General features: G+C 65.7%; 18 protein-coding genes. 12 read left to right on the top strand and 6 right to left on the bottom strand.

From position 1 onward, the window contains the following. Positions 1–51: 51 nt before the first annotated feature. Together ACQY5A_RS24245 and ACQY5A_RS24240 are read right to left on the bottom strand one after the other, a co-directional pair. Entirely contained in the window at positions 52–1,377 is a 1,326-nt protein-coding gene (locus tag ACQY5A_RS24245) for an ABC transporter permease (protein WP_428342795.1), read from the bottom strand. Positions 1,378–1,404: 27 nt separating this feature from the next. Beyond that, the gene (locus tag ACQY5A_RS24240; RefSeq protein ID WP_428342794.1) at positions 1,405–2,127 is read right to left on the bottom strand and encodes a pirin family protein; all 723 of its coding nucleotides are present in this window, start codon (positions 2,125–2,127) and stop codon (positions 1,405–1,407) included. Positions 2,128–2,242: 115 nt separating this feature from the next. On the opposite strand from ACQY5A_RS24240, the gene ACQY5A_RS24235 reads away from it, so the two are divergent. Beyond that, positions 2,243–3,145 (top strand): DUF559 domain-containing protein, encoded by a 903-nt coding sequence (locus tag ACQY5A_RS24235; RefSeq protein WP_428342793.1) that lies wholly within the window; start codon positions 2,243–2,245, stop codon positions 3,143–3,145. A 17-nt stretch (positions 3,146–3,162) separates the two neighbouring features. Here ACQY5A_RS24235 and ACQY5A_RS24230 read toward each other — a convergent pair whose 3' ends face one another. Continuing rightward, positions 3,163–4,242 (bottom strand): sigma-70 family RNA polymerase sigma factor, encoded by a 1,080-nt coding sequence (locus tag ACQY5A_RS24230; RefSeq protein WP_428343319.1) that lies wholly within the window; start codon positions 4,240–4,242, stop codon positions 3,163–3,165. Here ACQY5A_RS24230 and ACQY5A_RS24225 point away from each other — a divergent pair. Genes ACQY5A_RS24225 through ACQY5A_RS24215 form a run of 3 tightly spaced genes read left to right on the top strand, consistent with a single transcriptional unit; the run spans position 4,190 to position 6,329 of the window. Beyond that, positions 4,190–5,029, top strand: a complete 840-nt coding sequence (locus tag ACQY5A_RS24225; RefSeq protein ID WP_428342792.1) for an alpha/beta hydrolase — start codon at positions 4,190–4,192, stop codon at positions 5,027–5,029. The two genes, ACQY5A_RS24230 and ACQY5A_RS24225, sit on opposite strands and share 53 nt — an antisense overlap. A 44-nt stretch (positions 5,030–5,073) precedes the next feature. Next, positions 5,074–5,823: a DUF2786 domain-containing protein gene (locus ACQY5A_RS24220; RefSeq protein WP_428342791.1), complete on the top strand. Its 750-nt coding sequence runs from the start codon at positions 5,074–5,076 to the stop codon at positions 5,821–5,823. Continuing rightward, the gene (locus tag ACQY5A_RS24215; protein ID WP_428342790.1) at positions 5,820–6,329 is read left to right on the top strand and encodes a TIGR04338 family metallohydrolase; all 510 of its coding nucleotides are present in this window, start codon (positions 5,820–5,822) and stop codon (positions 6,327–6,329) included. The genes ACQY5A_RS24220 and ACQY5A_RS24215 overlap by 4 nt, the downstream gene beginning before the upstream one ends. Here the strand turns inward: ACQY5A_RS24215 and ACQY5A_RS24210 are convergent. Next, a complete protein-coding gene (locus ACQY5A_RS24210; RefSeq protein WP_428342789.1) occupies positions 6,326–6,469 on the bottom strand; it encodes a metallothionein in 144 nt (47 codons plus the stop codon). The genes ACQY5A_RS24215 and ACQY5A_RS24210 overlap by 4 nt on opposite strands. Before the next feature lie 117 nt (positions 6,470–6,586). On the opposite strand from ACQY5A_RS24210, the gene ACQY5A_RS24205 reads away from it, so the two are divergent. Further along, complete coding sequence (locus tag ACQY5A_RS24205) at positions 6,587–7,243, top strand: O-methyltransferase (protein ID WP_428342788.1); 657 nt, start codon at positions 6,587–6,589, stop codon at positions 7,241–7,243. 4 nt (positions 7,244–7,247) lie between these two features. Here the strand turns inward: ACQY5A_RS24205 and ilvD are convergent, their stop codons facing one another. After that, the gene (gene ilvD, locus ACQY5A_RS24200; RefSeq protein WP_428342787.1) at positions 7,248–8,960 is read right to left on the bottom strand and encodes a dihydroxy-acid dehydratase; all 1,713 of its coding nucleotides are present in this window, start codon (positions 8,958–8,960) and stop codon (positions 7,248–7,250) included. Positions 8,961–9,159: 199 nt separating this feature from the next. Between ilvD and ACQY5A_RS24195 the strand changes: the two genes are divergently transcribed. The 5 genes from ACQY5A_RS24195 to ACQY5A_RS24175 all read left to right on the top strand — a co-directional run bounded on the left by ACQY5A_RS24195 (position 9,160) and on the right by ACQY5A_RS24175 (position 14,443). Beyond that, a complete protein-coding gene (locus ACQY5A_RS24195) occupies positions 9,160–9,450 on the top strand; it encodes a metal-sensitive transcriptional regulator (RefSeq protein ID WP_240260977.1) in 291 nt (96 codons plus the stop codon). Positions 9,451–9,493: 43 nt separating this feature from the next. Then, positions 9,494–10,732, top strand: coding sequence for an MFS transporter (locus tag ACQY5A_RS24190; protein ID WP_428343318.1), 1,239 nt, complete (start codon positions 9,494–9,496; stop codon positions 10,730–10,732). A gap of 126 nt (positions 10,733–10,858) precedes the next feature. Beyond that, complete coding sequence (locus tag ACQY5A_RS24185; RefSeq protein ID WP_428342786.1) at positions 10,859–11,890, top strand: L,D-transpeptidase; 1,032 nt, start codon at positions 10,859–10,861, stop codon at positions 11,888–11,890. Positions 11,891–12,207: 317 nt separating this feature from the next. Then, positions 12,208–12,987: a TIGR04255 family protein gene (locus ACQY5A_RS24180; RefSeq protein ID WP_428342785.1), complete on the top strand. Its 780-nt coding sequence runs from the start codon at positions 12,208–12,210 to the stop codon at positions 12,985–12,987. A gap of 529 nt (positions 12,988–13,516) precedes the next feature. Beyond that, positions 13,517–14,443 (top strand): hypothetical protein, encoded by a 927-nt coding sequence (locus ACQY5A_RS24175; RefSeq protein WP_428342784.1) that lies wholly within the window; start codon positions 13,517–13,519, stop codon positions 14,441–14,443. On the opposite strand, the gene ACQY5A_RS24170 is transcribed toward ACQY5A_RS24175, so the two are convergent. Beyond that, positions 14,440–16,446 (bottom strand): M13 family metallopeptidase, encoded by a 2,007-nt coding sequence (locus ACQY5A_RS24170; RefSeq protein WP_428342783.1) that lies wholly within the window; start codon positions 16,444–16,446, stop codon positions 14,440–14,442. The two genes, ACQY5A_RS24175 and ACQY5A_RS24170, sit on opposite strands and share 4 nt — an antisense overlap. A gap of 91 nt (positions 16,447–16,537) precedes the next feature. Between ACQY5A_RS24170 and ACQY5A_RS24165 the strand changes: the two genes are divergently transcribed. Both ACQY5A_RS24165 and ACQY5A_RS24160 read left to right on the top strand, forming a co-directional pair. Continuing rightward, positions 16,538–17,161: a hypothetical protein gene (locus tag ACQY5A_RS24165; protein ID WP_428342782.1), complete on the top strand. Its 624-nt coding sequence runs from the start codon at positions 16,538–16,540 to the stop codon at positions 17,159–17,161. Beyond that, positions 17,158–17,847, top strand: a complete 690-nt coding sequence (locus ACQY5A_RS24160) for a hypothetical protein (RefSeq protein ID WP_428342781.1) — start codon at positions 17,158–17,160, stop codon at positions 17,845–17,847. Before ACQY5A_RS24165 ends, ACQY5A_RS24160 begins: the two co-directional genes overlap by 4 nt. Positions 17,848–17,852 lie beyond the last annotated feature (5 nt).

The raw sequence follows: 17,852 nt of genomic DNA, 5'->3' as shown, positions 1-17,852 counted from the left end.
CGGCGGCAGTCCAATGACGTTCTAGCGCTGGGCGTTTGCCGGCGGTCGAGCCTACCGGTCCGGGTAGGCGATTTCGGCAGGCATGTCCGCCGGACTCTCGCCCGCGGTGCTCACCGGGACGCGATCGTGAGCCCGTCGGTCGTACCTGCGGACAACGCCGGCGCCGAACAGCACACCGACCGCCAGACCGACCGCGAGCCACCCCAGCGACTGCGAAAGACCCGAACCGGAACCCCCGCCCAGGTACAGCAACGACCTTGTGCCCAGGAAGACTTGGTGCATCGGCTCGAACTTCGCCAGCCATTCGAACCATGCCGGAGTCGCCTGCAACGGCACGGTAGCCCCCGCCGACGGAATGCCCAGGATGACGAAGATGAACATGCTGACCACAACACCGACAGCGCCCAGTGCCGCGATCAGCGATATGGACGCGACGCCCACCGTCAGAATCGCGAAGGCGCCGAAAAGCCAAAGCGCCGCGCTTTTTTGGACCGGCATGCCCAGCTGGCCGGCGATCAGAACGTAGGCGGCGGAGGTCAGCAGGGCCAGCACGGCGATCATCACCCACTTGATCAACAGAGTCCGCGAGCGCGAGATCTTGGCCGGATTGGTGAGCGTCGAATCCACCAGCCTGCTGACCACGATGCTCCCGGTAAAGCCGGCCAACACCAACAACAACGCATAGTAGAAGGCGGACAACCCATTACCGGTTCCATCGGGTAGCGCGTTGTGCACGGTGGACTTGACTTCGACAGGGTTGGCCAGCATCAGCGCCACCGCGCCGGGCTCGGGGGCCTTGCCGGTCTGCTCGGCAACCTCCTGCGAAAGCCGTTGACCCACGCGCTGATCGATCGTTGACACCGCGCGCTGCAGCGTCTGGCCGGCGATGCCGGCGCCCAGCGTCCCCGCACGCGGATTCGTCGACACGATGACGACCGCCCGTTCGACGCGGCCGGGAGTCAATGCGCTTTTCGCGTAAGCCTGGAGCTTGGAGGAGAAGTTCGGCGGTATGACGGCGAGACCGTAGATCTGCGCGGTGTCCAGCTGCGTCTTGGCCTGATCGTGGTTCAGCTCACGGACGTCGTAGGCGTCGTTGTCGAAACCGGCCAGCATGCCTTTGACCACCTGCGCGCCCGTCGGCCCGGCGTCTTCATTGAGAATCGCGATCGGAAAGTGTCGCAGATTGGTCATCGGCTGGAGAATTCCGCCGAGGTAGAAGGCGGCCAGGGCCGACAGCAAGGTGAGTGTTCCAAGGATTGGCAGGGCCCAAAAGCGAACAGTATCGGTCGATTTCGGCTCGGATAGGCGATCGTCGACGGAAGGGTCGTCGCCGTAAGCGATGTCAGGCGCCTCGTGACGGGCATACGGTTCGGACATACCGGCTCCTGTTCGTCGGCGCCCACCCTAGTCGCCGAGAGCTGCGTGCATCTCCCAGACGAGGATTTCGGCGGGCGCGCGGGCCGCCACGCGGACACCGTCTGATGCGGTGAGCCGGACCGCGTCCCCTTCGCTCAGCTCGGTCTGCTCGAAGTCGACCTGTCCGCGGGCGACGAACAGATGTAGGTAGGGTGCCCCGGGCAGCCTCAATTCGTCGCCGGGCCGCAACCGCGCCCCGTGCAGCGCCGCCTTCCGGTTGTGAATGCTGATCGCGGCATCGTGGCCCGGCATTCCCGACGCGATCGTCGCCAGGCGGCCGGCCAGCTCGTCGTCGCTGATTGCGTGCTGCTGATAACCCGGCTGGATGCCAATGAAGTCCGGTTGCACCCACATCTGGACGAAGCGCACCGGCTTGGTGACCGAGTCGTTGCGTTCCGAGTGTGTGATACCGCTGCCCGCCGACATCCGTTGCGCCAGACCGGGATAGATGACACCGCTGTTGCCGGCCGAGTCGCGATGGGCCAACGAGCCGTCCAGCACCCAGGTCACGATCTCCATGTCGCGGTGCGGGTGAGTATCGAAGCCGGCACCCGCCGCGACGACGTCGTCATTGCTGACCAGCAGCACGCCGTGGTGAGTGTTGCCGGGGTCGTAATGATCGCCGAACGAGAACGAATGCCGCGAGTGCAGCCACGACGTCGTGGTGACCGCCCGGTCGGCGGCGCGCAAGATCTGGACACTGGCGGGCACGCCGTCACGCTACCGGGCCTGCGTCGAGTGGCCAGTTCTGCAGGGTTTTTGGCGGGATCAGCGCCAAAACTGGCCACTCGACGAAGGTGTCGGACTCCTCTGCCACGGTGGGCGCGTGAACGACCGTAATTGGCCGTTCGTCGGGACCGAAGCGCTGGCCGACGGGCGACTCAGCAGACATACCCTGCGCAGTCGATACCGGCCGGTCTACCGCAACGTGTACGTGCCGATCGGGCACGAGTTGACCGCTGCCAGTCGTGGTGTCGCCGCGTGGTTGTGGTCTGGGCGCGAGGCGGTTTTGGCCGGGCTCTCGGCAGCAGCGATGCACGGGATGCGGTGGATCGACCCTGAGCTTCCTGCGGAGGTCCACCGGCGAAACGGGAAACCCGTCAACGGCATCGTCATCCATCGCGACGAACTGCGGGCCGACGAGATCTGCACGGTGCGCGGAATACCAGTCACTACGCCGGCCCGGACCGTGCTCGATCTCGGGCGCCGGAAAGAGCTGACGTCGGCCCTGATACGGGTGGATGCGCTGGCCAATGCGACCAATGTGATGCCGGCCGACGTTGAACGCCTGGCGCAACGCCACCCAGGCATCCGCGGATTGGTGCAACTGCGCCAGGTCCTCAGGCTCATGGACGGGGGCGCGGAATCTCCGCAAGAAACCAGAACGAGGCTCTTGCTCGTGCGCTCCGGTTTGCCGAAACCCGAGACGCAAATTCGTGTCGTGAACCGCTTTGACCATACGTTCGCCCGGTTGGATATGGGGTACCGCGAATTGAAGGTCGCGATCGAATTCGACGGTGCACAACACTGGACCGATCCCGCGCAGCGCACTGCCGATATCGACCGCTACGCCGAGCTCGGCGCGTTGGGTTGGCTGATCGTCAGGGTCAGCAGCGATCTCCTTCGCTATCGACCCGAGGTCGTCGTCGTCCGAGTGTGCGCCGCACTCCGGCAGGCAGGCGCCGAGTGGCCAGTTATTGCGCGCATTCTGCGAGATTTCGGGACATAACTGGCCACTCGACGCTACTAAAGCCGTTCCGGCAGGCCGAATTTGGCGAACAGCCCGATGTCCAGGAACGCCACTACCCGGGACACCCCGTCGGCCGTCACATCCAAGACGTGCAGCTGAAACGGCACATGGCCGTCTCCGTCGCGCATGTACATCGCCGCCGCGGGCTGTCCATTCGCGGTCAGCGGCAGCATCCGCATGTCGCCGGGCAACTCAGCAGGGCACTGCTGATGAATCAGCGTGATGATCGCCTGCGGCCCCTGATACCAGCCGACGAACGGCGGCATCTCCCAGATCGCTTCGCGGGTGAAGATGTCCACTAGACGGTCGATGTCGTAGGCCTCGAACGCGGCGGTGTAGCGCCGCAACCGGTCCTGGGCGTCCGGGGAATCGGGCGCGACGATTGCGTCGTCGGCGGTGGGCCCGGCGGCTTCGAGCTGCGAACGCGCACGCTGCAGGAGGCTGTTGACCGCGGCGGTGGTGGAACCTATCGCGTCGGCCACCTCGGCGGCCTTCCACTGCAGCACCTCGCGCAGCAGCAGCACGGCTCGCTGCCGGGGCGACAGGTGCTGCAGGGCGGCCACGAACGCCAACCGGATCGACTCGCGCGACCCGACGATCGCAGCGGGGTCACCCGCCGCGTCGGGCAACGGCTCGAGCCACGGCACCTCGGCGCCCTCGACCAACTCCGCGCTCGGGTCCGAACTCGGCGCCCCCAACCCGGTCGGCAACGGCCGCCGCTGACGATTCTCCAGCGCGGTCAGGCACGTGTTGGTCGCGATCCGATGCAGCCAGGTGCGCACCGAAGACTTGCCCTCGAAGCGGTCGTAGGCCTTCCAGGCGCGCAGCAGCGTCTCCTGCACCAGGTCTTCGGCGTCGTGCAATGACCCGGTCATTCGATAGCAGTGCGCGAGTAGTTCACGCCGGTATGGCTCAGCGGTGGCAGAGAAATCCGTCCGGCCGTCATCGGCCACCTCGCGGGCGAGCACGCTCACCGGACAGAGCTTACGTACCGACTCCGACGTTGGGTCTACGCTGCCCCTGATGGCAATCACCCGGACCGAACACACCTTCGACGGCGTCGGCGGTGTGCGGATTGTCTACGACGTATGGACACCCGACACCGAGCCGCGCGCGGTGGTGGTCCTGTCGCACGGGTTCGGCGAACACGCCCGTCGTTATGACCATGTCGCCCAACGCTTCGGCCGGGACGGGTTGTTGACCTATGCGCTGGACCACCGCGGCCACGGGCGTTCCGGCGGCAAGCGGGTGCTGGTCAAAGACATCGCCGAGTTCACCGGCGACTTCGATACGCTGGTCGGCATCGCCACGCAGGAACATCCCGGCGTGACGCGCGTCGTGCTCGGGCACAGCATGGGCGGCGGGATCGTGTTCTCCTACGGCGTCGAGCATCCCGACAACTATGACTTGATGGTGCTGTCCGGACCCGCGGTGGCGGCGCAGACGGTGGTCTCTCCGCTGCTGGGCTGGTTCGCCAAGACGATCGGGGCGATCGCGCCGGGCCTGCCGCTGCAGCAACTGGAAGCCGACGCGGTCTCGCGTGACCCGGCCGTGGTGGATGCCTACAACACCGACCCGCTGGTGTATCACGGCAAGGTCCCTGGCGGCATCGCCCGCACGCTGCTGCTGGTCGGCGAGACGATGCCGCAGCGGGCCGCTTCGCTGACCGCGCCGTTGCTGGTCGTGCACGGATCCGAGGATCGGCTGATCCCGGAGATCGGCAGTCACCAATTGGTCGACGCCGTCGGCAGTTCCGACGTCGAGCTGAAGGTCTACCCGGGCCTGTATCACGAGGTGTTCAACGAACCGGAGCAGGAGCAGGTGCTCGACGACGTTGTGTCCTGGATCAACGCGCGACTGTGAATGGCTGCGACGCAAAGTCGTACGTTTGACCTAGTTTGGTTGCCATGAGTGACGACAAGATGCTGGCGCGGATCGCCGCGCTGCTGCGTCAGGCCGAGGGCACCGACAACGCGCACGAGGCCGAGGCATTCATGTCGGCCGCTCAACGGCTGGCCACGGCAACGTCCATCGATCTCGCCGTCGCGCGGTCGCACGCCGACAAGCGCACACCCGCCCAGACCCCGGTGCAGCGCACGATCACCATCGGCACGGCCGGCTCCAAGGGCCTGCGCACCTACGTCCAGCTGTTCGTCGTGATCGCGGCGGCCAACGACGTGCGCTGCGACATCGCGTCAAACTCGACCTTCGTCTACGCCTACGGATTCGCCGAGGACATCGACACCACCCACGCGCTGTACGCCAGCCTGGTCGTGCAGATGGTGCGCGCCTCGGATGCCTACATCTCGTCGGGGGAGCACCGGCCCACCCCGACGATCACCGCGCGGCTGAACTTTCAGCTGGCCTACGGCGCGCGGGTCGGTCAGCGGTTGTCCGAGGCTCGTGAAGAGACCCAGCGCGACGCGAAGAAAGACCGCCGCCGCCCGCCAGGGACGGCAATTGCGTTGCGCAACAAGGAATTAGAACTTCGCGACTACTACCGCACCGCATCGAAGGCACGTGGTTCCTGGCAGGCCAGCCGGGCAACCGCGGGATATTCATCGGCAGCGCGACGGGCGGGAGACCGTGCCGGTAGGCGGGCGCGCCTGGGGAGCGGCCCAGAGTTGTCCGGAGCGCGGACCGCGCTGGAACGATGAGCTCCGACGGGTCGGTGCGGGACTCGCAGCGCTCCAAGGTCTACGCGGCCGAGGAATTCGTCCGAACCCTGTTCGACCGCGCCGCCCAACACGGGTCGAGCAGCATGGAGTTCTTCGGCACGGAGTTGACGCTGCCGCCCGAGGCGCGGTTCGGATCGCTGAATGCGGTGCAGCGCTACGCCGACGACGTGCTGGCGCTGCCGGCGGTGCGGAAGCAGTGGGGTGAGGTGGCGCCCCTGCAGGTGCGGGCCCGGCGGGCCGCCACCGCCGCACACTACGAAAACCGCGATGGCGCAGGGATTATCGCGGTGCCGGACCGTGCCGACGCTGACTGGGCGATGCGTGAGCTGGTGGTCCTGCACGAGATCGCGCATCACCTCTGCGACGAGCACCCTCCGCACGGCCCGCAGTACGTCACGACGTTGTGCACCCTGGCCGAACTGGTCATGGGGCCCGAAGTCGGGCACGTCCTGCGGGTGGTCTATGCGAAAGAAGGAGTCCGCTAGCTGGCGACCTCGACCATCTCGTCACCGCACTTGCAGACATAGGCCTGGTCGCCGGAACAGTTGCATGCGACCTCGATGCGCACGCGACATCCGCAACCATCGTGGCCGCAGCTCAACAGCGTGCCTGCTTCGTTTGACATCTTCTCCACCTCTACGGGTCGGGGACCGAACTGCCGCCAGCCTATACCCCTGGGGGGTACCCGGCAAGACGGTGAAGACGGTGGCGGACGGCGAAGTCGCCAGGCTAGCGTTGAGACATGACCGAAAAGCCCACCCCCGCCGACGTCGACGAATTCCTGGATCGCACTGTGCTGGAGGACGACCCCGTGTTGTCCGCGGCTCTCGAGGCAAGCGATGCGGCCGGGTTGCCGAAGATCGCGGTGTCGCCGCAGCAGGGCAAGTTCCTGAGCCTGCTGGTCGCCGCGACCGGGGCCCGCCGCATCCTGGAGATCGGCACGCTCGGCGGGTTCAGCACGATCTGGCTGGCCCGCGGCGCCGGCCCGGACGGCCGCGTCACCACGCTGGAATACGAGCCCAAGCACGCCGAGGTCGCCCGCGCCAACCTCGAACGCGCTGGAGTCGGCGACCGGGTCGAGGTGTTGGTCGGTGCGGCATTGGACACCCTGCCGGGCGTCACCGGCGGTCCTTTCGACCTGGTGTTCATCGACGCCGACAAGGAGAACAATCCCGGATACCTGGAGTGGGCCGTCGAGCTCACCCGGCACGGATCAGTGATCGTGGTGGACAACGTGATTCGCGAGGGCGGTATCCTGTCACCCGGCGAGGATGCCGTGCTGCTCGGAACGCGAAAAGTCCTCGAGCTGATGGGTGAGCATCCCCAGCTCGACACCGCGGTGCTGCAGACCGTCGGCGCCAAGCACTGGGACGGCCTGGCGTTCGCGTTGGTGAAGTAGGCGACTAGCCGCAGATCGCCCCGTTGGCCGCCGATCCGACCAGCTTGACGTACTTGGCCAGCACGCCCGAGGTGTAGCGCGGCGGCAGTGGGGTGAAACCCTCACGGCGGGAAGCGAATTGGTCGGCATCAACCAGTACGTCCAGGGTGCCGTTGGCGACGTCGAGCCGGATCCGGTCGCCGTCGCGCAGGAACGCGATCGGCCCGCCGTCGACCGCCTCGGGCGCGACGTGGCCGACGCACAGCCCGGTGGTGCCGCCGGAGAACCGGCCGTCGGTCAACAGCAGCACGTCCTTGCCCAGTCCGGCGCCCTTGATCGCGCCAGTGATCGCCAGCATTTCGCGCATCCCGGGACCGCCCTTGGGCCCTTCGTAGCGGATCACCACCGCGTCGCCATGGGTGATGGTGCCGTCTTCCAGCGCGTCCAGCGCGGCCCGCTCGCGCTCGAAAACCCTTGCTGTGCCCTCGAACACGTCGGAGTCGAACCCGGCCGACTTGACCACGGCGCCTTCCGGGGCCAGCGAACCGTGCAGGATGGTGATCCCGCCGGTGGGGTGGATCGGGTTGTCCAGCGCCCGCAGCACCTTGCCATCGGGGTCCGGCGGGGCGATGTGCGCGAGGTTCTCGGCCATGGTTTTACCAGTCACGGTCAGGCAATCGCCATGCAGCAGACCGGCATCCAGCAGCGCTTTCATGACCACCGGCACTCCGCCGATGCGGTCGACGTCGAACATGACGTGCTTGCCGAACGGCTTGACGTCCGCCAGATGCGGCACCTTCGCGCCGACGCGGCTGAAGTCGGTGAGTGACAGTTTCACGTCGGCCTCGTGGGCGATCGCGAGCAGGTGCAGCACCGCGTTGGTCGAACCGCCGAACGCCATCACCACGGCGATGGCGTTCTCGAACGCCTCCTTGGTCAAGATGTCGCGCGCGGTGATTCCGCGGCGCAACAGGCCGATGACCGCCTCACCACTGCGTCGGGCGTAGCCGTCGCGGCGGCGGTCGGTGGCCGGAGGAGCGGCGCTACCGGGCAGCGACATGCCCAGTGCCTCGGCGGCGCTGGCCATGGTGTTGGCGGTGAACATGCCGCCACACGCGCCTTCACCGGGACAGATGGCCCGCTCGATGGTGTCGACGTCCTCGCGGGACATCAACCCGCGGGCGCAGGCGCCGACCGCTTCGAACGCGTCGATGATCGTCACGTCGCGCTCCGTACCGTCGGAGAGTTTGGCGCGACCGGGCAGGATCGAGCCCGCGTAGAGGAACACCGATGCCAGGTCCAAGCGGGCCGCGGCCATCAGCATCCCGGGCAGGGACTTGTCGCACCCGGCCAGCAACACCGATCCATCCAGCCGTTCGGCCTGCATGACGACCTCGACGCTGTCGGCGATCACCTCGCGCGAGACCAGCGAGAAGTGCATGCCCTCGTGACCCATCGAGATACCGTCGGACACCGAGATCGTGCCGAATTCCAGCGGATAGCCGCCGGCGGCGAACACGCCTTCCTTCACGGATTTGGCCAGCCGGTCCAGCGACAGGTTGCAGGGCGTGATCTCGTTCCACGACGACGCGACCCCGATCTGCGGCTTCGCGAAATCTTCGTCGTCCATCCCGACCGCCCGCAGCATCCCGCGGGATGCGGCCTTCTCCAGGCCGTCGGTGACCTCGCGGCTGCGGGGCTTGATGTCGATGGTGGGAGAGGAATGCGTGTCGGCCATTGATCAAGTATGCGTGTTTCGACAGGTCGGCCAAAATCGTTAGAATACCCCCAAGGGGTATGCGTGCCGAACCGGCGAAATGCGCCCTTACCAGGGTGGCGTGGCGCGAACGCGGGCCAATCGTTGACAATGGTGGCAATACCGGCGCCGCCGCAATGGCCCGAGCACGAACGTCACGACCACGATGTTGGAGGGGCAGATGGCACCCACACACGGATACTCGTCGCAGAAAGACAACTACGCCAAACGATTACGGCGCATCGAGGGCCAGGTCCGCGGCATCGCCAAGATGATCGAAGACGATAAATACTGCATCGACGTCCTCACCCAGATCAGCGCCGCCAACAACGCACTGCAGTCGGTGGCGCTGAACCTGCTCGACGAACACCTCGGGCACTGCCTCACCCACGCAGTAGCGCAAGGCGGCTCGGAGGCCGACCAGAAGCTCGCCGAAGCCTCCGCGGCCATTGCGCGACTCGTCCGCTCCTGATCGTCAACGGATCCTTGCCACGCGTGGTTGAGTAGTGGCCGTGGTGCCTGCCCGTGCCGCCGAGGGAGGAACCGCGACGAGCGGGCCCTGGACCGTTCGAATAGCTCTCCAGCTCGCGGTCCTGGCCGCTGCGGCCTTCATCTACGTCACTGCCGAGCTGCTGCCGATCGGAGCGCTGCCCGCGATCGCCCGTGATCTACACGTCAGCATCCCCGTGGTCGGGACGTTGCTGGCCTGGTACGCCCTGGTCGCCGCGGTGGCAACGGTTCCGCTGGTCCGCTGGACTGCGCACTGGCCGCGCCGCCGCGCGCTGCTGCTGTCGCTGTGCTGCCTGACAGTCTCTCAGATCATCTCCGCGCTGGCGCCCAACTTCGTGGTGCTGGCCGGCGGGCGCGCGCTGTCGGCGGTCACCCACGGGCTGATCCTGTCGGTGATCGCGCCGGTCGCCACCCGGTTGGTGCCGGCGAGCCACTCGGGACGTGCGACGACGATGATCTACATCGGTATCAGCCTGGCCGTGGTGGTCGGCAGCCCGGCGACGGCGGCGATAAGCCTGACCTGGGGTTGGCGGATCGCAGTCGGGTCGGTGGCCACCCTTGCCGCGGTCGTCACCGTCGCGGCTGCTGCGGTGCTACCGCCGTTGTCGCTGAGCACCGAGCAGCGCGCCCGCGTCGGCCGGGCCGCCGGGCACCACCGCAACCGCAGGCTGATCTCGGTGAGCCTGCTGACCATGATCGCGGTCACCGGCCACTACATCTCGTTCACGTTCCTCGCGGTGATCATCCGCGACGTCGTAGGCATTCGCGGACCCGATATCGCCTGGTTGCTGTCCATCTACGGCATCGCGGGACTGCTGGCGATGCCGCTGGTGGCCCGGCCGCTCGATCATCACCCACGAGCCGCCGCGATCAGCTGCATGGTCGGCCTGTACGTGACGCTGCTGGTGCTGACCGCGCTGACCTTCCACCGCCTGCCGGCGATCGCGACCGCCCTGGTCGGCGTCGTCGCCATCGCGTTGTGGGGGGCTTTTGCGAACGGGGTGTCACCCATGCTGCAGGCTGCGGCGATGCGCGCCGGCGCCGACGACCCCGACGGCGCGTCCGGCCTGTACATGGCGGCTTTCCAGGTGGGCATCATGGCCGGGTCGTTCGCGGGCGGCCTGTTCTACGAGCGCGGTGTGCTGGCGATGTTCGCCGCCTCGGCCGCCTTGATCGGCTTCGGGGCGGCCGGAATGACCGCCGAGCGGCAGCTCTTCGACGTCCCCGCGAGCAACTCACAGTAGCGGCTAAAAACGCAGCTCAGCGGGCTGACGGCGGCCGGACTTTCGACGCTGCTGCCGTCGCCGGATTAATGGCTGGGCGCTGAGCTACGGCATACTGGCCTGAGACCGTGACTTGGAGGGAATCAAATGTCGCGATGGACCAAGGGTCCGCTGGCGGCCGCGTTCAGCGCAGTAGCAGTGACCGCTGCGCTGATGCTGGGCAGCGGAATGGCTGTTGCCGACCCAGAACCGCCGTCGCCCGCTCCCGGAGTGGACGCCCCGGCTCCGCCCCCGGGGAACCCGGCACCGCCGCCCGCCGATCCGTTGGCCGGCCAGCCGCCGGTCGTGCCCGCACCGGGCGGCCCGGTCGCAACGCCGCCGGGTGACCCGCTCGCCGTGCCGCCGGCGACCCCGGCCGCCGCGCCGTCGGGGCCGGTCGTCGGGCAGAACCCCGAGCCGTTCACCGGGCCGCCGCCGTTCGTGCCGCCGACCTTCAACCCGGTCAACGGCTCCACTGTCGGCGTCGCTGAGCCGATCATCATCAACTTCGCCCGCCCGATCGCCGACCAGCACATGGCCGAGCAGGCGATCCACGTGTCGTCGACCCCGCCGGTGTCGGGCAAGTTCTACTGGCTGACGTCGAGCCAGGTGCGCTGGCGCCCGCTCAGCTTCTGGCCCGCGCACACCGCGGTGCACGTCGACGCGGCCGGCACGCAGAACAACTTCGTCACCGGCGATGCGCTGCTGGCCACCGCGGACGATGCGACCCACCAACTGGTCGTCGCACGTAACGGCGCGGTGGAGCAGACCTTCCCGATGTCGATGGGCATGGCCGCCGGCGGTCACCAAACGCCCAACGGCACGTACTACGTGCTCGACAAAAAGGCCAAGGTCGTGATGGATTCGTCCACCTACGGCGTGCCGGTCAACTCGACCTACGGCTACAAGGTGGACGTCCAGGACGCCGTGCAATTCGACAACAGCGGCGACTATGTGCACAGCGCGCCCTGGTCGGTGTCCGACCAGGGCAAGCGCGACGTCAGCCACGGCTGCATCAATATCAGCCCGACCAACGCCAAGTGGTTTTTCGCCAACTTCGGTGCCGGCGACCCCATCGTCGTCAAGAACTCGGTGGGGACCTACAGCAAAAACGACGGCTCCAACGACTGGCAGCTTTAAAACCGCGCTGCGTCGGTACGGGTCCTTGACGTGTGTGGGCCTGTCCCAGTCATCTTTGACGAGCGTGCGCGGACGGCGTGGTGGGTCTGTCCCTGACCATCCCGCCAGTCGGGTACGCCGACTCCGCGAAGCTGTTGGTCACTGGCGCGTGTATCGGTTGCTCGCAGCAATCTACTTGGGAGGTAGTGCTCAAGTGCTCCGCCCAAGTGCATCGTTAGACCGTTCAAACTATCGCTGATCCTCGGGGCGGACTCACTTCGGATTCCGCCGGCCATGGAAAGCCTCGCCGGTGCCGACTGTGAAGTATCGTGTGAAGTGTGACTGAGTCAATTGCCGCCGAGACCAGAGGGGGGGCATCGCAGTCCCCGCATCTGATTCGAGTTCTGTCGCAAGTTCGCTGGCCGGTCATGTCTGGTTTTGCTCACGACAACGTCGCGGACCAGCTGGCTATCCGAATTGGGAAAGACTACCCACTACGAGAAAGAGGTCAGGAACTCGGTTTCGTGGTGACGCCGGATGGTGTGACGCAGCAGTCAGGCGGCACACTCCACAGATTTACCGACGGTGACCGGCACTGGACTGTCACGTTCGCCGCGACCTTCGTCACGCTGGAAACCTCCGCTTACCGTTCGCACGAGGACTTCATCCCTCGATTCGTGGCCGTGCTACGCGAGATAAAAGGGTACTTACCACTCCAGCGTTGGGATCGCTTCGGCTATAGATATACCAACCGATTCAGTGATGAATCCGACCTAGAGTCGCTACGAGAGATGTTCGATCCCGCAGTCCTTGGGACTCTGGCTTTGAGTTTTGGTGACACTTTGGTTCACCATGTTGGTGAGACAGTCTACGACGGTGGCGAGGCTTCGCTGTTGGTCAAATCTGCTTATCTTCCGCCGAACGCGAGTATCGACACGACCATTCAGCCCGTCTCGACGCCGTCATGGATGTTGGACCTCGACGCGTTTGCCGGCGGACCTTCATCCGCATTTGATGACGCCTCACTGAGTCAACAAGCGAGCGTGCTTGCCGCAAAGGCTCTCGACTTCTTCACAAAGGTAACTACTGATGAGTATCGTGCCCGCTTCACGCGTTAGCCCACTGCCGCGGGGGACCGAAACCGTCCTGCTTGCGCTGGGTGTCGGCGCGGCCGTATGGATTGGCTCATCCAACGGGCAACTGCAAGACTTTCGGCACTCCTTCCCGATGAGTTCGAATTATCTGGCGCCGATAGAGGAAATTCTAAATATTGTGCCGCCCTTAATTGGTTGTCCGATTGACGCTAGCGCCCGTGGGCGCTCCACGGCGTCGGTGCTCGCTGAAACACGCGAGGTTTCCGGCCTCACCTGGGAGCAAATCGCCAAATATTTCGGTGTCTCTCGCCGTGCTGTGCACCTATGGGCCTCAGGTGGCCGGATGACTGCATCGAACGAAGAGCTTCTAGCGCATATTGTTCGTGCGGTCGAGGCTGTGAGGCATCTAGCGCCTGCGGACCGCCGGCAAGCGCTATTAGCATCGGATAGCGGATTGAACATAATCGACGCAGAACGTGCAAGGCGGTCTTCGCGTGAGACCGACATTAATCGGCCCCCGCGGACCGGAATCGCGGTCGATTAGGCCTAATCAGTGACAGATCCGAAAGGAAGTTCCGAAGAGGAATTCTTTCAGCAAGTCCGTCAAGGACACGTGTTCTCGTTGGATGCTGAGTTCGACGATCACGAACCGCGCCAGCTCGTGGTCATTTCACAAACGTGCGATGTCGTTTTGCCGAAGCGCCCCACGGTAATTCTCGCGGACGTGGTTACGCTAGCAGGCGCTGACCGCTCGCAGGCCGCCACAGCAGCAAATCCGAGATTTGTCGCGATGCCACTTCTTGGGACCAGTCAATTCGCAGACCTCTGCTTCGTCGAAGCCCACAAGAAGGAGGTCTTGATTGGCCGGGCATATACGCCTGGAATCGATATCGATGACGAGCAATTGAAGCGTGATTTCTCGCTGTCGCTCACTAGATGGTTCGGTAGATTCCCGTTTCCGGACAACGTTGTCTACTGGTTGCGTCCGCTCGAGCACGTCATACGCGAAAAGTACCGCAAGCAGTCTACGTTGGGCGAATTGCTCCGAGAACTTGTCGTAGAAATACGGGTCGAGGAGGCAAGTCAGTGGAGTCAGGCCCCCTACCGCCTAACAGTTCATACAATCGTGCGGGCAGAGGCATTGCCCACACTGGCCGACGGCGTACCCGAACTAACCGAGTTTGCGCAGAGCCTGCGCGATCCGGAAGACCGCATCAAATCGCCTGCTGCACTCGCTGATCTACTTGCTAACACGTTCGACGTGCATGAACGACAACATATTCTGGACGCGTTAGCAGAGTCATTTGCAACTCTATGTAAGCCGCCGAAGGACTTAGGGGAGCAGGCAGAAGTCGTTGGCGCCGCGGTGAGCGCAGTCGAATGGCAGCTGTGGGGCGACGACGAATTCCCGCTCGCCAGAGTTCGAAAGTCGGAGCCGCTCGACCTCGAATACCTGTCGGAGCCTGATCACCGACTTTAGTTCCAGATCCTGACTCGGCGCTGCGGGTCCAGGTAGAGCCCGTCGGCCTCGGTGACACCGAAGGCGTCGTAGAAGACGTCGAGATTGCGGATGACGCCGTTGCAACGGAACTCCGGCGGCGAGTGCGGATCGATGGCAAGTCGCCGAATCGCCTCGGCGTCACGGGATTTGGTGCGCCACACCTGAGCCCAGCCGAAGAACACCCGCTGAACCCCGGTCAGGTCGTCGATGACGGGCGCGTCTGCGCCCTTCAGTGACAGCCGATAGGCGAGCAGCGCGATGGACAGCCCACCGAGATCGCCGATGTTCTCCCCAACGGTGAACGCACCGTTGACGTGGTGGGAGGCGCCGAGGCTACGAGGAGTGAACACCTCGTACTGCTCAATCAGAGCCGTTGTCCGGGAACCGAACTCGGCGCGGTCGTTGTCGGTCCACCAGTCGACCAGGTTGCCGTCGCCGTCGTACTTGGCGCCCTGGTCGTCGAAGCCGTGGCCGATTTCGTGGCCGATCACCGCGCCGATACCGCCGTAGTTGGCGGCGTCGTCGGCTTCGGCGTCGAAGAACGGAGGCTGCAAAATGGCTGCCGGAAAGACGATTTCATTCATCCCGGGGTTGTAATAGGCGTTGACGGTCTGCGGCGTCATGAACCACTCGTCGCGATCGACCGGCCCGCCGAGCTTGGCCAAATCGCGGTCGTATTCCAGCGCGTAGCCCCGCTGGTAGTTGCCATACAGGTCGTCACGGGCGATGACGAGCGACGAATAGTTCCGCCACTTCGCCGGGTAGCCGATCTTCGGCGTGAACTTGTCCAGCTTCTCCAGCGCCCGCTTGCGAGTCTCCGGCGTCATCCACTCCAGGTCGGTGATGCTGACCCGGTAGGCCTCCCGCAGGTTGGCCACCAACTCGTCCATCCGGGCCTTGGCGTCCGGCGGGAAGTGCCGCTCGACGTAGAGCCGGCCGACGGCGTCGCCCATCAGGGTCTCGACCAGGCCGACGCCGCGCTTCCACCGCATCCGCAACTGTTCGGTGCCCGAGAGCGTGCGGCCGTAGAACGCGAAGTTCTCCTCGACGATGTCGTCGCTCAGCAGCGACGCCCGCCCGCTGATCACGCGCCAGCGCAGCCAACGCTGCCAGTCCTCGAGGCCTTCGCTGTCCCACAGCGCGGCGAATGCGATCAGCGCGTCGGGTTGGCGGACGACGACCTCGAGGGGCCCACTCGCCTTGCCGGAGAGGTCAGCGCCCACTGCATGCAGCCACACCGGCCAGTCAAAACCGGTTGCCTCCGAGCATAATTCAGCGAAAGTGCGCAGGTTGTAGGTCAGGTCGGCGTCGCGGCGTTTGACCACGTCCCAATGTGCGGCCGCGATTTTGGTCTCCAGCGCGACGATGTGCGCGGCGGTCGCCTCCCAGTCGCCCTCGTCCTCGCCGTAGACCAGCGCGAACATCCGCTCGATGTGCTTGGGGTATTCGGCGAGGATCGCCGCGTGTTGGGGGTCGCGGTAGTACGACTCATCGGGCAGCCCGAGGCCCGACTGGCTCAGGTGCAGCAGGTAGCGGGTGGAGTTCTTCGAGTCGGTGTCGACGTACAGGCCGGTGCCGCCGCCGATGCCGGTGCGCTGCAGCTTGCCGAGTTCGGCGGCCAGCTCAGCGCGCGTCAGCGCGGCATCGACGCCGGCGAGCTCGTCGAGCAGCGGGCGGACGCCGAGGGCCACGATGGTGTCGGTGTCCATGAAGCTGGCGTAGAGGTCGCCGATGCGCTGCGGGTCGGTGCCCTCGGCGCCATTGGTCGCGGCGGCCTCGGTGATGATGTCGCGTACCTGCTCCTCGGCGCGGTCGGCCAGCAGCCGAAAGGCGCCGTCGGTGGCACGGTCGGCGGGGATGACGTAGTCGGCCAACCAGCGACCGTTGACGTGTCCGAACAGGTCGTCTTGGGGGCGGGCACCAACGTCGACATGGCTCAGGTCGAGGCCCGACCGGATAGTTTCTATCGTCACGCTTGCCATTGTTCCTTAGCCAACGATGCTGTCTCTGATTGCCGTGCTCCTCCCCATCGCCCTGCGGGCTCCGCATCGTTGCCCGGCTAGGCTCACGGCCATGCCCGACGAGGAGCAAGCCGCGCCGCCGGCCGACGAGTCCACAGTCACGTCGACAGACGACGACGTCGACGGCCCGGCCTTCTCGCCCTACGGCATCGGCTCGGCCGTGTTGGGAGCGCTGTGCGTGGCGGCGATCGCGTTGGGCACAGTGATCTGGACCGGCCACCGCAGCGACGCCGACGAGCGCAGCTACCAAACTCGGGCCATGCAGGCCGCGGCCGACTGGACCGGCCTGCTGATCAACATGAACACCGAGAACATCAAGGAAAGCCTGCAGCGTCTGCACGACGGCACCATCGGTGAACTCAACGCCGATTTCGACTCGTCGATCCAGCCGTATCAGCAAGTGGTGGAGCGGTTGCAGTCGCGCAGCCGCGGCGAGGTCGAGGCGGTCGCCTTCGAGACGGTGCACCACGACCTGGACGCACAGCCGGGTCGACCCGCACCGTCGGATCAATTGCCGGCGTCCATCGCCCGCCGCACCGACACGGTCATGGTGGTGGCCACCTCGGTCACCGAGAACGCCGGCGGCAAGTCGCAGACCGTGCATTGGAATCTGCGGCTCGGAATCGCCGACGTCGATGGCAAGCTGATGATCGCGCACCTGGAGTCGATCCGATGAGGAACGCATGGCGGGTATTGGCTTTCGACGTCGCGGCGCCGCTGGCCGCGATCGCGGCGCTGCTGGCGATCGGGTATGTGCTGTCGTGGCCGGTCTGGTGGGTGTCGCTGTGTTCGGTGCTGGTGCTGCTGATCGTCGAGGGCGTGGCGCTGAACATCTTTCTGCTGCGCCGTGATTCGGTGACGGTGGGCACCGACGACGACGCACCCGGCCTGCGTCTGGCGGTCGTCGCGCTGACCACATCGGCGTTGGTCGCGGCGGTGCTGACCGGATACCGGCACTGGACGTCGCCGGACCACGACCTGAAGGTCGATTCGGCCGAGGTGGTGCGCATCGCCACCGAGATGGCCCAGGCGACGGCGACGTTCTCGCCATCCGAGCCGATGGCCGCCATCGACCGTGCCGCGGCGATGATGGTGCCCGAGCAGGGAGCTACGTTCAAAGAGCAGTTCGGTAAGGCCACAACGGATTTGGCGCATCGCAATGTCACGGCCACCGCGGCGACGATGGAGGCCGGCCTCGAGGCAATCGGCCCGTCCGCAGCCGCCGTGGCGGTCGTCATGCGGGCGACGCAGAACGAACCGGGCCAGCCGCCCGACAACGCGGTGCTGGCACTGCGGGTCACGCTGACCAAGCAGAGCGGCCACTGGCTGGTCGTCGGCGTATCGCCGCTCAACCCGCGCTGAAAACT

Origin of the sequence: Mycobacterium sp. (assembly GCF_965277065.1) — a bacterium.
Lineage (GTDB): Bacteria > Actinomycetota > Actinomycetes > Mycobacteriales > Mycobacteriaceae > Mycobacterium.
Note: the sequence above shows the minus strand (reverse complement) of the source record. Positions and strands in the feature narration are given on the sequence as shown.